The 13326-nt window shown below is 70.8% G+C and carries 11 protein-coding genes, 1 pseudogene and 1 riboswitch; of the genes and pseudogenes, 8 read left to right on the top strand and 4 right to left on the bottom strand.

Going from position 1 to position 13326, the window contains the following annotated elements; translation table 11 throughout:
* Positions 1-116: 116 nt before the first annotated feature.
* Positions 117-279, top strand: a riboswitch (cyclic di-AMP (ydaO/yuaA leader).
* Positions 280-291: 12 nt separating this feature from the next.
* A complete protein-coding gene (locus tag ACFPZI_RS20415; RefSeq protein WP_381364880.1) occupies positions 292-1065 on the top strand; it encodes a M23 family metallopeptidase in 774 nt (257 codons plus the stop codon).
* A 257-nt stretch (positions 1066-1322) separates the two neighbouring features.
* Positions 1323-2064: pseudogene (locus ACFPZI_RS20410) on the top strand (GntR family transcriptional regulator).
* A gap of 212 nt (positions 2065-2276) precedes the next feature.
* Here the strand turns inward: ACFPZI_RS20410 and ACFPZI_RS20405 are convergent.
* A complete protein-coding gene (locus tag ACFPZI_RS20405) occupies positions 2277-2558 on the bottom strand; it encodes an HPr family phosphocarrier protein (protein ID WP_381364879.1) in 282 nt (93 codons plus the stop codon).
* 212 nt (positions 2559-2770) lie between these two features.
* Between ACFPZI_RS20405 and ACFPZI_RS20400 the strand changes: the two genes are divergently transcribed.
* The 4 genes from ACFPZI_RS20400 to ACFPZI_RS20385 all read left to right on the top strand — a co-directional run bounded on the left by ACFPZI_RS20400 (position 2771) and on the right by ACFPZI_RS20385 (position 8409).
* Positions 2771-5689 (top strand): bifunctional acetate--CoA ligase family protein/GNAT family N-acetyltransferase, encoded by a 2919-nt coding sequence (locus ACFPZI_RS20400; protein WP_381364877.1) that lies wholly within the window; start codon positions 2771-2773, stop codon positions 5687-5689.
* Between the two features lie 155 nt (positions 5690-5844).
* Positions 5845-6432: a DUF5998 family protein gene (locus ACFPZI_RS20395; protein ID WP_381215009.1), complete on the top strand. Its 588-nt coding sequence runs from the start codon at positions 5845-5847 to the stop codon at positions 6430-6432.
* Positions 6429-7670 carry an alkaline phosphatase family protein gene (locus tag ACFPZI_RS20390; RefSeq protein ID WP_381364876.1) on the top strand — a complete coding sequence of 414 codons (1242 nt, stop codon included), beginning with the start codon at positions 6429-6431 and terminating at the stop codon, positions 7668-7670. The genes ACFPZI_RS20395 and ACFPZI_RS20390 overlap by 4 nt, the downstream gene beginning before the upstream one ends.
* 88 nt (positions 7671-7758) lie before the next feature.
* Entirely contained in the window at positions 7759-8409 is a 651-nt protein-coding gene (locus ACFPZI_RS20385) for a thymidine kinase (RefSeq protein ID WP_381364874.1), read from the top strand.
* A 519-nt stretch (positions 8410-8928) separates the two neighbouring features.
* On the opposite strand, the gene ACFPZI_RS20380 is transcribed toward ACFPZI_RS20385, so the two are convergent.
* From ACFPZI_RS20380 to ACFPZI_RS20370, 3 genes are all read right to left on the bottom strand, one after another.
* Positions 8929-9171, bottom strand: a complete 243-nt coding sequence (locus ACFPZI_RS20380; RefSeq protein WP_381364873.1) for a DUF5302 domain-containing protein — start codon at positions 9169-9171, stop codon at positions 8929-8931.
* Positions 9172-9573: 402 nt separating this feature from the next.
* The gene (locus tag ACFPZI_RS20375; RefSeq protein ID WP_381364871.1) at positions 9574-10185 is read right to left on the bottom strand and encodes a DUF6879 family protein; all 612 of its coding nucleotides are present in this window, start codon (positions 10183-10185) and stop codon (positions 9574-9576) included.
* Positions 10178-10447 (bottom strand): hypothetical protein, encoded by a 270-nt coding sequence (locus ACFPZI_RS20370; RefSeq protein ID WP_381364869.1) that lies wholly within the window; start codon positions 10445-10447, stop codon positions 10178-10180. Before ACFPZI_RS20370 ends, ACFPZI_RS20375 begins: the two co-directional genes overlap by 8 nt.
* Positions 10448-10682: 235 nt before the next feature.
* On the opposite strand from ACFPZI_RS20370, the gene ACFPZI_RS20365 reads away from it, so the two are divergent.
* The gene (locus tag ACFPZI_RS20365) at positions 10683-11093 is read left to right on the top strand and encodes a hypothetical protein (protein ID WP_381364867.1); all 411 of its coding nucleotides are present in this window, start codon (positions 10683-10685) and stop codon (positions 11091-11093) included.
* The gene (locus ACFPZI_RS20360) at positions 11090-13258 is read left to right on the top strand and encodes a tetratricopeptide repeat protein (RefSeq protein ID WP_381364865.1); all 2169 of its coding nucleotides are present in this window, start codon (positions 11090-11092) and stop codon (positions 13256-13258) included. Before ACFPZI_RS20365 ends, ACFPZI_RS20360 begins: the two co-directional genes overlap by 4 nt.
* The last annotated feature ends 68 nt before the right edge of the window (positions 13259-13326 follow it).

Raw genomic sequence — 13326 nt, 5'->3', positions numbered from 1 at the left:
GCATGTCTGCCCTGTGGGATGCGCTACAAAAGCCGGGATCAGTTTGGGGATTGAAGGATGCCCCGCTTAGCTTCATGCGGTCTGTTCGTCGGGCAGTGCGCCGCACCCGCGGCACCGGACAGTCATCGCCGAGTCCCCGTACGGCGCGAGCCAGGGGAGCCGGGGACCCAACCGTCCCTGAGGTGAATCGGACGCCCGCGCGTGTCGCGAGGGGGCCCGTAGGAGACCTTCCTGCTCCGAACCTGTCAGCTAACCCGGTAGGCGAGAGGGAAGGAAAGGACCACCCTGTACATGGCGTTCACCCGCGCCCCCGGGAAGCACCGTCGTCCCAGCCGTGTGCATCGCGGCACCGCCAGGGCGGCGGGCGTCGCGGCCCTCACCACCACCGGTGTCATCGGCTCCCTCGCGGCTCCGGCGCTCGCCGCCGAATCCGCCGCGGAACAGACCGGCCTCACCCCCGTGATCACCCTGGGCGACGAGGCCGCCGCCCAGGTCGACGCCCAGGCGGCTGCCCAGCACGAGGCCGCACGCGAGGCGGCCCAGGCCGCCGCCCGCGAAGCCGCCGAGGAAGCCGCGCGGGAGAGGGCGGCCGAAGAGGCCGAGAGGGCCCGCGAAGCCGAGGAGCGCGCCGCGCGGGAGGCCGAGCGCAAGCGCCTCACCACCTTCGTGTCCCCGATCGCGGGCTCCTACGTCTCGACCGGTTACCTGTCCGGCGGTGCCGTCTGGTCCTCCGGCAGCCACACCGGTGTCGACTTCCACGCCGCGAGCGGCACCCCCGTGCTCTCGGTCGGCATGGGCACCGTCGTCGAGGCCGGCTGGGGCGGCGCCTACGGCAACCAGGTTGTGATCAAGATGCACGACGGCACGTACACCCAGTACGGCCACCTGTCGTCCGTCGGTGTCTCGGTGGGCCAGCAGGTCACCCCGGGGCAGCAGATCGGCGTCTCCGGCGCCACCGGCAATGTCACCGGCGCGCATCTGCACTTCGAGGCCCGCACCACCGCCGAGTACGGCTCCGACATCGACCCCGTCGCGTACCTCCGCGCGCACGGCGCGAACGTCTGACCGGGCACGTACCCCCTGGCCTCCGTGTGCACCTCGACATTCGGGTGATCCCCTGACACCCCAGGTGTCCGCTTTCCGTGGAATGGCCCCGGCTCGCTCTGCGAGCCGGGGCCATCGGACTTTCCGGCGGGCGGCCCGTTGTCCAAAAAACGGACATGATTCCCGGCTCGCCGTCGGAAATTCCCGCACGTTGCAATAGAGTTATGGAGCGGGCGTCACCCGTTGATGTTATGCGGGGATTAATTCGGAGGTCGGTCATGCGTATTCCGGCGCACTCGGTGTGTACGGCGATCCGGGACGACATCGTCTCGGGTGTCTACGAGCGTGGCGGCCGGCTCACCGAGGAACTCCTCGCCCGCCGCTACGGCGTCTCGCGCGTCCCCGTCCGGGAGGGCCCTGCGCACCCTGGAGGCCGAGGGCTTCGTGGTGACCCGGCGGCACGCGGGCGCATGCGTCGCGGAACCCACCGAGCGGGAGGCCGCCGACCTGCTGGAGATGCGGCTGCTGCTGGAGCCGCTCGGAGCCTCCCGTGCCGCACAGCGCCGCACCGAGGCCCATCTGAAGGTGCTGTGCGGCCTGGTCCGGCTGGGCCAGGAGCGGGCCCGTCAGGGCCACAGCGACGACCTGCGCTCACTGGGTGGCTGGTTCCACGAGACGCTCGCCCGGGCGTCCGGCAGTCCGGCGCTGACGTCGACGCTGATCCGGCTCCGGCACAGGATCGGCTGGATGTACGAGGTGCGGGGGACGAGGGACCCCGTGGAGTGCTGGGCGGAGCACGGCGCGGTCGTGGACGCCGTGGTGCGCGGGGACGGCGAGCGCGCGCGTGCGGTCATGGTGCTGCACATCGAGCGCGCAGCCGCCGCCCACCGCCTGCGCTTCACCGCCGGGTCCGGCAGGGCTGAGCGCGCGGACAGGGCCGAGCGCGCGGACCGAGGGGCCCGCGCGGAGAGTGTGAGGAACGCGCAACATCCCGTAAACACACCGAATCTGCGCTCTTAACACGGGTGCCGTATACAAAAGGGAGTGCGATTCCAAGACATTTCTTGCTGCGCGCAAAAAGGGAAAGAGAAAGGCCCGCCCGGCGGTTCGGGCAGACCTTTCAGTGGTGTGGGTCGGCGTCTGTGAACCACGGAGCACCGCAACCATTGATTGAGGAACCCAGGCGGCGCGCAACCAATTCCGCGAGAGCGGCGCCGGTTCAGGCGCAAAAATCAGACGGTCTCGGGAAGTTCCTCGAGCCCTTCGGAGACCAGCTTCGCCAGCCGGTCCAGGGCGGCGTCGGCCCCCTCGGCGTCGGAGGTGAGGACGATCTCCTCGCCGCCCTGGGCGCCCAGGCCCAGAACGGCCAGCATGGAGGCCGCGTTGACGGGATTGCCGCCGGCCTTGGCGATCGTCACCGGGACGCCTGTGGCCGTGGCGGATCGGACGAAGATGGAGGCGGGGCGGGCGTGGAGGCCCTCGGCCCAGCCGACGTTGATGCGGCGCTCAGCCATGTGTTGCTGCCCTTCGGAGTTCATGTTGTCTAGACCAGTTTCCCATATCGTGAAGCGTGCCGGGGAGCGGTACCGGAAGCGGTACCGGAAGCGACACCAGGAGTGGCACCCGCTCACGCTCCCCGGCGGCACCGGACCGCGGCCCCGGTCCGGCCCGTGCCCCCACAGACTGCCTCGCGCCGTTGCCGTACGCGAGCCGTACTCTGGGGCCCATGCAGACCTCCTCGGACCGGCATGAATATCCCGCCCACTGGGAGGCCGACGTGGTGCTGCGTGACGGCGGTACCGCGCGCGTACGCCCCATCACCGTCGACGACGCCGAGCGCCTGGTCAGTTTCTACGAGCAGGTGTCGGACGAGTCGAAGTACTACCGCTTCTTCGCGCCTTACCCCCGCCTGTCCGCCAAGGACGTGCACCGCTTCACGCACCACGACTTCGTGGACCGGGTGGGGCTCGCGGCCACCGTGGGCGGCGAGTTCATCGCCACCGTACGCTACGACCGGATAGGCCCCGGCGGAACGCCCGCGTCGTCACCGGCGGACGAGGCCGAGGTCGCCTTCCTCGTGCAGGACGCCCACCAGGGCCGGGGCATCGCCTCCGCCCTGCTCGAGCACATCGCCGCGGTCGCCCGGGAGCGCGGTATCCGCCGGTTCGCCGCCGAGGTGCTGCCGGCCAACAGCAAGATGATCAAGGTGTTCACGGACGCCGGGTACACCCAGAAGCGCAGCTTCGAGGACGGCGTGGTCCGCCTGGAGTTCGGCCTCGAACCCACCGACCGTTCCCTGGCCGTGCAGCGGGCGCGCGAGCAGCGTGCCGAGGCCCGCTCGGTGCAGCGGCTGCTCGCCCCGGGCTCGGTCGCCGTCATAGGCGCCGGCCGCGCGCCCGGCGGCGTGGGCCGCAGCCTCCTCGACAACATCCGGGACGCCGGATTCACCGGCCGCCTGTACGCCGTGAACAAGGCCCTCCCGCAGGAGCGGAAGGAACTCGACGGAGCCGCCGGAGTGCCCGCCCACCGCTCGGTGCGGGACATCGACGGCCCGGTCGACCTCGCCGTCGTCGCGGTGTCCGCCGACGACGTCCCCGAGGTTGTGGCCGAATGCGGCGAACACGGGGTGCAGGGGCTCGTCGTCGTGTCCGCCGGGTACGCCGAAGCGGGCCCCGACGGTCGCGAGCGCCAGCGCGCCCTCGTCCGCCAGGCCCGCTCGTACGGCATGCGGATCATCGGACCGAACGCGTTCGGCATCATCAACACCTCCCCGGACGTACGCCTGAACGCCTCGCTCGCGCCGCAGATGCCGCGCCCCGGCCGCATCGGTCTGTTCGCCCAGTCCGGAGCCATCGGTATCGCCCTGCTGTCGCGCCTGCACCGGCGCGGCGGGGGAGTCACCGGTGTCACGGGCGTGTCCACCTTCGTGTCCTCCGGCAACCGGGCCGACGTCTCCGGCAACGACGTCATGCAGTACTGGTACGACGACCCGGACACCGATGTCGCCCTGATGTACCTGGAGTCCATCGGCAACCCCCGCAAGTTCACCCGCCTCGCCCGTCGCACCGCGGCGGTGAAGCCCCTGGTCGTGGTCCAGGGCGCCCGGCACGGCTCCGGGCCCCGCGGGCACGCCGTGCGCGCGACGCGACTGCCCCACGCCACCGTCTCCGCGCTGCTGCGGCAGGCCGGGGTGATCCGGGTGGACACCATCACGGAACTGGTCGACGCGGGCCTGCTGCTCGCCCGCCAGCCGCTGCCGTCCGGGCCCCGGGTGGCGATCCTGGGCAACTCCGAGTCCCTGGGTCTGCTCACCTACGACGCCTGCCTCGCCGAGGAGCTGCGCCCGCACTCCCCGCTGGACCTCACCACCGGGGCGTCGGCGGCGGACTTCCACGCGGCGCTGTCCCGGGCACTGGCCGACGACACCTGCGACGCCGTGGTGGTGACCGCGATTCCGGCGCTGGGGGAGCCGCCCACCGACGACGCGGCACTCGCCGGGGCGCTGCGCTCGGCCGCCGCCGCGACCCCGTCCAAGCCGGTCCTGGTCGTCCACGTGGAACTCGGCGGCCTGGCCGAGGCCCTGTCGGCGGCGGCCGGCACGGCCCCGCAGCCGGCCCCGGCCACCCCGGCTCGCGCGAAAGCGCAGGCCACACACCCTGCCCCGCCGGACGACGAGCGCCCGGCCGCCGCATCGACGCCGGTCACCGCATCGACGCAGGCCACCCCGCACGGCCCGGCCACCCCGCTCACCCCGTTCACCCCCGTGAGCCTCCCCGAGGACGCCCACCTCATCCCCGCCTACCCCGCCGCCGAACGCGCGGTCCGGGCCCTCGCCCACTCCGTCGCCTATGCCCAGTGGCGACGGGACGCCGCCGACCCCGGCAAGGTGCCCGCGTACGAGGACATCGACGAGCGGAGCGCCGCCGCCCTCATCGACGCGCAGCTCACCGGCGGGCAGGACCTCGCCCTGGGTACCGAGGAGACCTGCGTGCTGCTCGGCGCCTACGGCATCGACGTCCACCGCGCCCTCCCCGCTCCCACCGCCGACGCCGCCGTCGAGGCCGCCCGCACCCTCGGCCGGCCCGTGGCCCTAAAGGTGACCGCCCCGCACCTCAGGCACCGCGCCGACCTGGGCGGCGTACGGCTGGACCTGGCGGACGAGGAGCAACTGCGCCGGGCCTACGCCGAGCTGACGGACCAGCTCGGCACGCCCGAGGAGCTGCGCCCCGTCGTGCAGCGGATGGCACCGCGCGGTGTCGACACCATCGTCCGCGCGGTGATCGATCCCGCCGCCGGAGCCGCGCTCTCCTTCGGGCTCGCCGGTGCCCCCTCGCAGCTGCTCGGGGACATGGCGCACCGGCTGATCCCGGTCACCGACCGGGAGGCGACCTCCCTGGTGAGGTCGATCCGGACCGCACCCCTCCTGTTCGGCTGGCGCGGCTCGACCCCCGTCGACACCCCCGCTCTGGAGGAGCTGCTGCTGCGGGTGTCGCGGCTGGTCGACGACCATCCCGAGGTCGTCGCGGTCAGCCTGGAGCCGGTCGTCGTCGCCACCCACGGCGTGAGCGTCCTCAGCGCCTCCGTACACCTGGCCCCGCCCCCCGCCCGCGACGACCTCGGGCCCCGGACCCTCCCCGCGTACTGAGGGCACGCGTGCGGGGACCGAGTACTGGGCCGCGCACAAGGACCCTCCTTTTGAGGTGACCGCCGGCGCGTCTGCCGAGGCCCGCGGCCCGGCGCGCGCGGGGGAGTGCCGTGACCGGTGCCTCGCAGTCAGTGGTCCCCCGTAGGATGGGCGCCATGGCCAAGACCAGTACGACGACCCAGGGGCTGCGGGCGGCGATCGAGCGCAGCGGCTACTACCCGGCCCTCGTGGCCGAGGCGGTGGAGGCCGCCGTGGGCGGCGAGCCCGTCCGGTCGTACCTGGTCCACCAGGAGACCACGTTCGACCAGAACGAGGTGCGGCGCCATGTGACCGTGCTCGTCCTCACCGGCAACCGCTTCATCGTCAGCCACACCGACGAGCAGGCCGCCGACACCACGTCCCCGACCCCGTACGCCACCACGTCCACGGAGTCGGTCAAGCTCGGCCGGATCTCGTCGATCGTGGTCAGCCGCGTCGTCGCCAACCCGGAGTCCTACAAGCCGGGCACACTGCCCCGCGAGATCGTGCTCACCATCGGCTGGGGAGCGGTCGCCCGCCTCGACCTGGAGCCGGCCGCCTGCGGCGACCCCAACTGCGAGGCCGACCACGGCTACACGGGCAGTTCGACGGCCGACGACCTCAGCCTGCGGGTCAGCGAGGCCGGGGACGGCCCGGAGACGGTGCGCCAGGCGCTCGCCTTCGCGCAGGCCCTCTCCGAGGCGACCGCGGACCCCACACGATGACTCCGCACATCTCCCCGACCCCGTACATCCCACCCCCCGTACCCTCCCCACACACCGTCGGCTGGGAGGTCCACCCGGAGCCCCTGGCCCCGGACTCCGCCCCCCTGCCGGAGTACGGCACCGGCTCGCTGGCCGACCTGCTGCCCACCCTCGCCGCCGGCATGGGCGTCCCCGGCACCACCAGCGCGATCCCGGAGCTCACCCCCGCCGACCGGAACTGCGTGTTCCTGATCGACGGCCTCGGCTGGGAGCAGCTGAAGGCGCACCCGGAGGAAGCCCCGTTCATGGCGTCCCTGCTGGCCGCCTCGCGCGGCGGCACCGGACGGCCGATCACCACGGGCTACCCGGCCACCACCGCCACCTCCCTGGCCTCCGTCGGCACCGGCCTGCCGCCCGGCGTGCACGGCCTGCCCGGTTACACCGTGCGCAACCCGGACACCGGCGAGCTGATGAACCAGCTGCGCTGGCAGCCCTGGACCCGGCCCGACACCTGGCAGCCCCACCCCACCGTCTTCCAACTGGCCCAGCGGGCGGGGGTGCACGCCGCCCAGGTGTCCTCACCCGCCTTCGCGAACACCCCGCTGACCAAGGTCGCGCTCAGCGGCGGCAGCTTCCACGGGCGGCTGTCCGGCGAGGAGCGCATGGACCTCGCGGCCGCACAGCTGGCCGCCGCCGACCGCTCCCTCGTCTACACGTACTACGCCGAGGTCGACGGCGCGGGCCACCGCTTCGGCGTCGACTCCGACACCTGGCGCGGCCAGCTCATGTACGTCGACCGCCTGGTCCAGCGGCTGGCCGAGCAACTTCCGCCGCGCAGCGCGCTCTACGTCACCGCCGACCACGGGATGATCGACGTGCCCTTCGACGACGAGCACCGCATCGACTTCGACCACGACTGGGAACTGAGCGCCGGAGTCGCCCTGCTCGGCGGCGAGGGCCGCGCCCGCCACGTCTACGCCGTACCCGGCGCCGGAGCGGACGTCCTGACCTGCTGGCGCGAGGTGCTCGGCGAGCAGTTCTGGGTGGCCTCGCGGGACGAGGCGATCGACGCGGGCTGGTTCGGCCCCCGGATCGAGGACCGCGTGTACCACCGGATCGGTGACGTGGTCGCCGCCGCCCGCGACGACGTGCTGGTCATCGCCTCCGAGCGGGAGCCCAAGGAATCGGCGATGGTCGGTAACCACGGCTCGCTGACCCCTGCCGAACAACTGGTCCCCCTCCTCGAAGTACGCTCCTGACACCCACCCCATGTCGCCCGCGGACCCGGACCGCCCCCACCCGGTCCGTCCTCACCACCCATACCCGCCGAAAGGTGCCCGCCCTCCCATGCCCGAACTGGTGTTCTTCTCCGGAACGATGGACTGCGGGAAGTCGACACTTGCTCTACAGCGAATCTACAATCGGTCGGCAAGGGGTCTACAGGGCGTGATCTTTACGCGCGATGACCGGGCGGGGGAGGGGAAGCTGTCTTCGCGGCTTGGTCTGGTGACGGATGCTGTTGAGGCGGCGCCGGGGATGGATCTGTACGCCTATGTCGTGGGTCGTATGTCGCAGGGCGACAGGGTCGACTATCTGATTGTGGATGAGGCGCAGTTCCTGGCGTCGGAGCAGGTCGATCAGCTGGCGCGGGTCGTGGACGACCTGGACCTCGACGTTTTCGCCTTCGGTATCACGACCGACTTTCGGACCAGGCTCTTCCCGGGCTCGCAGCGACTGATCGAGCTGGCGGACCGGATAGAGACCCTTCAGGTCGAGGCGATGTGCTGGTGCGGGGCGCGTGCCACGCACAACGCCCGCACGGTGGGCGGCGAGATGGTCGTGGAGGGTGAGCAGGTTGTCGTCGGTGACGTGAATCGCCCTGCCGCGGAAGTGGGCTACGAGGTGTTGTGTCGACGTCATCACCGCCGCCGCATGACGAGCGCCGCTGCGCGTGCCAGCGCGCTCTCGCCGGACGTCCTGCCGTTTGCCCCCGTTTGAGCCTCGAACCTGCCTGCCGCGCCGTTGACGGCGGCCATGGCGACTACACGGCCGTTGACAGCCGCCGGTCCGACGCCCGCCGCCCTAGAAGCGACTTGTGCGTGGTCTGGGACCAGTGCCTGGCTGGCCGAGCGCGTCACGCTACGGCAGCCCGCGGACCTGGACAAGCCCGACCTGGACCTGCGGCTCGGCGTGCCCGCAGCCGCCGTTTCCCCGGCCGCGCGCACGGTGACTCTCGCCGACGGAACCGAACTCGCTTACGACGTCCTGATCCTGGGCCGCAAACTGAGCGGCACGGACAAGACCAAGTCCACCGCGGCGACGCCATCGACCCGCGCCAACCGCGGCTGGGCCCGTTTCCCCAGGCGGAGACCGTCGGCTACGACCTCATCGGCAACCGGCAACCGGCAACCAGCAACCGGCACGCGGGTATGCGCACCTCCCGGGCCTCGACACAAGGCGCGAGTCCGTGGCGCCCAGGGCGTGTTGTAGGGCGGCCAGATCGCGGAACCGATTGACTCAGCCGCCGCTCTTGCGCCGGAACGACCGCTGGCTCGCAGCCGGGCCGTGCGCCCTACGGACCTTCGACGCATCGACGTTCGCGGCAAGGTCAGCGGCGTCCGCCTGCACACCGCGCTTGCGCGCCAGGGCCTCCCGGAACTTGCGTTTCAGGTCGTAGTGGCCGTCGCTGTCGGGCACCAGAGCGGACGCCTCGGGGTCGGTCGGCTCCGAACCTTCTTTGGATGCAGACTCTGCGGTCATGGCGACCTCCTGTGTTCGGGCAGTGGGAAGTACAGCTTGTCATGCCGGGCGCAGTGCGGGGCGCAAGCAACATCATCTTGGCTCTGGCTTCGGCGGGTATCGCCTCGCGGCCGGGCACACCACGAGGGCGTTCATCTCGTAGGTGTACGCACAGGAGGGTTTCGAGCCGGGACGGTTCAAGGAGCGTGGGTCAGTAACGGCCTGACTGCAACCGAGGCTGGAGCGCGCGGTCTCGGCTGGGCCTTGGGCTGGCTAGGCTGCCGGTCATGAATCCGGCCATGACCAGCGGTGTGACCAAGGAGCCCGCCATCCTTGACGCCATGGAGCTGTCTACCGAATCCGGAACGGTTCAGTCGGTCACGGCTCGCACCGGCGAGGCCGGCGAGGCGCCGGGCCCGGGCCTCAGTGGGCGACTGTGGGCGGGGCGAGAGGAGCGATCTCCCTGTCGAAGAAGTCGTGGAAGTCATCGCCCCGCTCGTACAGCGCGTCGAAATCGGCTGATGTCTCCCGGATCAGTGCTCGATCGGTGAAGCGATGGGCTCCCGCCGCATTCCCGTCATTGTCATAGAGCACTTCGTACATGGCGACGTCTCCGAGGACCACCACCTCGGGAACAGGGCGGTCCTTTTCGATGTCCGAGATTTCGCGGGCATCGAGCACCCTGATGTTGTCGCCCAGTTCCACGCGCAGACGTAGGACGAAGAGTTCCCATTGTACGTACGGAGTCACCGGGAAATCCACCATGCGAAGGCGGCGCTCCAGAATGCCCAGCCGTGCGGCGTCGCGGAACTGCTGTGCGTAGGTGTTGCGTTTCTCCTGGATGAGGGATAATGCGCGGTCCCATTCTCCGGCGGCGAAGGCTTCCCAGCTGGCGAACCCGCGTTCTTTGAAGTTCTGCCCTCGTTCGAGCTTGTTCAGGTGGTGAATTCCGCTCTCGTAGACGCGGCGGAAGTCGGCGTGATATGCGGGACGATCCATACGTTCGGACGCTCCGCGTGGGAAAGAATCAAACATTCGGGATATCCGGTTTCGCCGCGATCAGCATATTCCTCGGGACGACCACGAGTCGTTCGTCCGCTCCGACGGAGACTCCGGCAGGCAGCTTCCTGCCCAGGGATTCCGTGAGGTCACGGCCGATGACGACGATGTCCCCGTTCTCGAGTTCCCAGATGTCGGGGCAGTCGGGGTTGTCGGTCGTGTTCCCCAGTTCCTGTGGTGATTTCCCCAGACGTCGCTTGAATGTCGTAGCCGGATCCGCTTCCCACGGCCTGCTCATGGCCATCGCCCCCTCGAATGGGTCGGAGCCTCGCTACTTTAGCAGTGAATATATCGGCTTGGCCATGTGAAAAGTGGACACGCTGAAGAAGTTGCGGCCGTGTCCCCTTGTTGTCCCATCCGGCTCAAGAGTGCGACGATGAACAGCCGCGAAACGGCGCGGTGTTCAAAGTGCGACAGATGCGGGCTATTTGGCATACAATCCAAAAATTGGAATTCTTTGAGCAGGGGGAACTGTGGACCCGGAGACGGCATTACTCGCGCAGAGCGCGGGAGTCACACTGGTCACCTTGATGACGACCGACGCCTGGAATCGCACCCGGGAGGGCGTCACGCGACTGTGGCGCCGAACGCAGCCGCACCGCGCCGAGGCTGTCGCCGCCGAACTGGCGGTCACCCGTGAAGACGCCCTGGCGGCCGGTGAGGCCGACGACCAGGAGACACTGGGCGAACTGCACGCGGAGTGGCAGGGGCGGCTGCGGCGGCTGCTCGCAGCACGGCCCGGCGCCGCCGCGGAACTGCGCGGACTCCTCGAAGAACTCGACCCGGGCGGTGCGACCGGCCCAGCGATCACCCAGCACGCCAGTGCGTCCGGTCGCGCCCGCATCTATCAGGCCGGACGAGACCAGCACAACGCGCAGCGATGACAGGCGCGATGGACGGCCACGCCGAGGACCGCGGCCGTGTCTACCAGGCGTCGGGCGACCAGCACATCAGCGAGCACCACCACTACGGCGAACACGGCGAACACGGCGACGAGGCGGCCGTGCCCCAAGGCCCCGACTCGGTTCGCCGCCCGGCGGTCGGCCGGCCTCCGGTCGTGCTGCGCGACCGCGCCGAGGTGATGGAACGGCTCCGAGCGAGTGTGCGGGCAAGGCACGGCGGCGAGGTCTACGTGCTGTACGGCATGGGCGGCTGCGGCAAGACCGCGGTCGCCTACACGTTCTTCCAGCTGGCCACCGGCGAATGCGGCAGGGTGGGGCTGTGGGTCAGCGCCTCCGACCGCGCGAACCTGCGTGCGGGCATGCTCGCCGTAGCCGCCGACCGAGGTGCCGGTGACGGCGAGTTGCTGGCCGCCCGCAACGGACTCCGCCCCGCCGCCGATCTGGTCTGGCAGTATCTCGACCGCTCCGCCGAGCCCTGGCTGCTGGTGCTCGACAACGCCGACCAGCCCGAGATCCTCCGGGACGGCAGCTGGCTGCGCACCAGTCCACGCGGCACGGTCGTGGTGACCACGCGCCGGCCGGCCGCCCGCTGGTGGCCGGGGGCGGAGTTGCAGCACATCGGCGTACTGCCGCGTGAGGACGCCGCGCGGGTGCTGCGGGACCTCGCCCCGCACCGTGGCACACAGCAGGAGGCGGCCCGGATCGCGGACCGGCTCGGCCGGTTGCCGCTCGCCCTCACGCTGGCAGGCGGCTTCCTCTCCCGGCAAGTGCTCGATCCCTGGACGATGGAGACCTACGGGCGCCGTCTGGAGGAAGGAGAAGGGGTCGAACTTATTGACCAGGGGGCCGATGCCTTGTCGGAGGAGGATCCCCGACATCTGGTGGGCCTGACGTGGCAACTGACACTCGACGCGTTCGAGGCCCGCGGCCTGCCCGAAGCGACCGCGCTGCTGCGGCTCCTGTCGCGTTTCGCCCCCGAGCCCCTGCCGCTGTCTCTGCTCAACCACGCCGAGATCAGCGGTGTCCTTCCGCGTGCCCGCTGCGAAACGGCCCTGAGAGCGCTGCTCGACCAGTCGCTGACCGAGCTGGTCGACGTCGGTGAGCGGTGCGCACAGAGTCACGCGGTGCTGCTCGACAGCGTCGTCGCGGCGACCCCGGCGGAAGTGGTGCCGGCTCTTCATGCCACAGCGGTCCGACTGCTCGACGCGGCCGTACCCGGTGTGCCCGACGCCGGTCCGTACGATCCGCTGCTTCGGCTGTTGGTGCCGCACGGGCTCGCCCTGCTGCGGCGCGCAGGCGACCCGTCGACATCGGCCGACGCACTGGCAGTGGCGACCAGGCTGTCCGCCGCCCTGCACCGCACGGGGGACTACCTGTCCGCCTGGGAGGCCGCCCGAGCCGCCGCGGACCTCGGCGAGCGGCAGCTCGGCGCGGAGCACCGTCTCGTCCTGGCCGCCGGTTCCAGGGCCGGACGGGCGCTCTTCCGGCTGGGCGGATACACCGAGGCCGAACTGCTGCTCGGACGCGTCCACGCGGCTCAGGAGCGACTGTTCGGGGCCGACGACCCCGACACCCTGGACAGCCGCCACGGTCTTCAGCTCGTGCTCGGAAATCTCGGACAACGCGACAAGGCCCTCTCGCTCCTCCGCTCCACGGTCGCCGGCAGACGAAGGGCACTGGGTCCTGCCCACCCGCTGACGTTGCGCTCCCGCTCCAGCCTGCTGGTCCTGCTGTCCGCGTCCGAGATCGTCGCCGAAGAGGACGGCGCGCTGCTTTCCCTGCCCGCGGAATGCGTACGGTGCCTCGGCCCCGACCACACGGTGACCCTGGGCGCACACCACAACCATGCCTGGGCGCTGTACCTGCTGGGCCGTTTCGACGAGGCCGACCAGGAGATCCGGCTTGTCACCGAGGCATACCGGCGACGCTTCGGCCCCGACCACCCGATCGCGCTCTCGGCACAGCAGCTCCTGTCCCGAACCCACGCCGCGCGGGGCCACTTGGAGGCGGCTGTCGAGATCATGACGGATGTCGTGGCCAGGCGGGAACGTGGCCTGGGAGCCGACCACCCGTTCACCGTCGCCGGCCGACGACTCCTCGGCGATTTCACATCGAGGCAGTGGCGCCCGCCCGGAGCGCGCCGGTGAGCGTTCCGGAGTTCGGGGGGCGCCCGGTTCCGTCGTCGTTGTCCCAGCCGTCCCCGAGACTCACGACT

Origin of the sequence: Streptomyces chlorus (genome assembly GCF_042655885.1) — a bacterium.
GTDB lineage: Bacteria > Actinomycetota > Actinomycetes > Streptomycetales > Streptomycetaceae > Streptomyces > Streptomyces chlorus.
The sequence above is the reverse complement of the archived record's forward strand: the minus strand, read 5'-3'. Positions and strand labels throughout refer to the sequence as shown.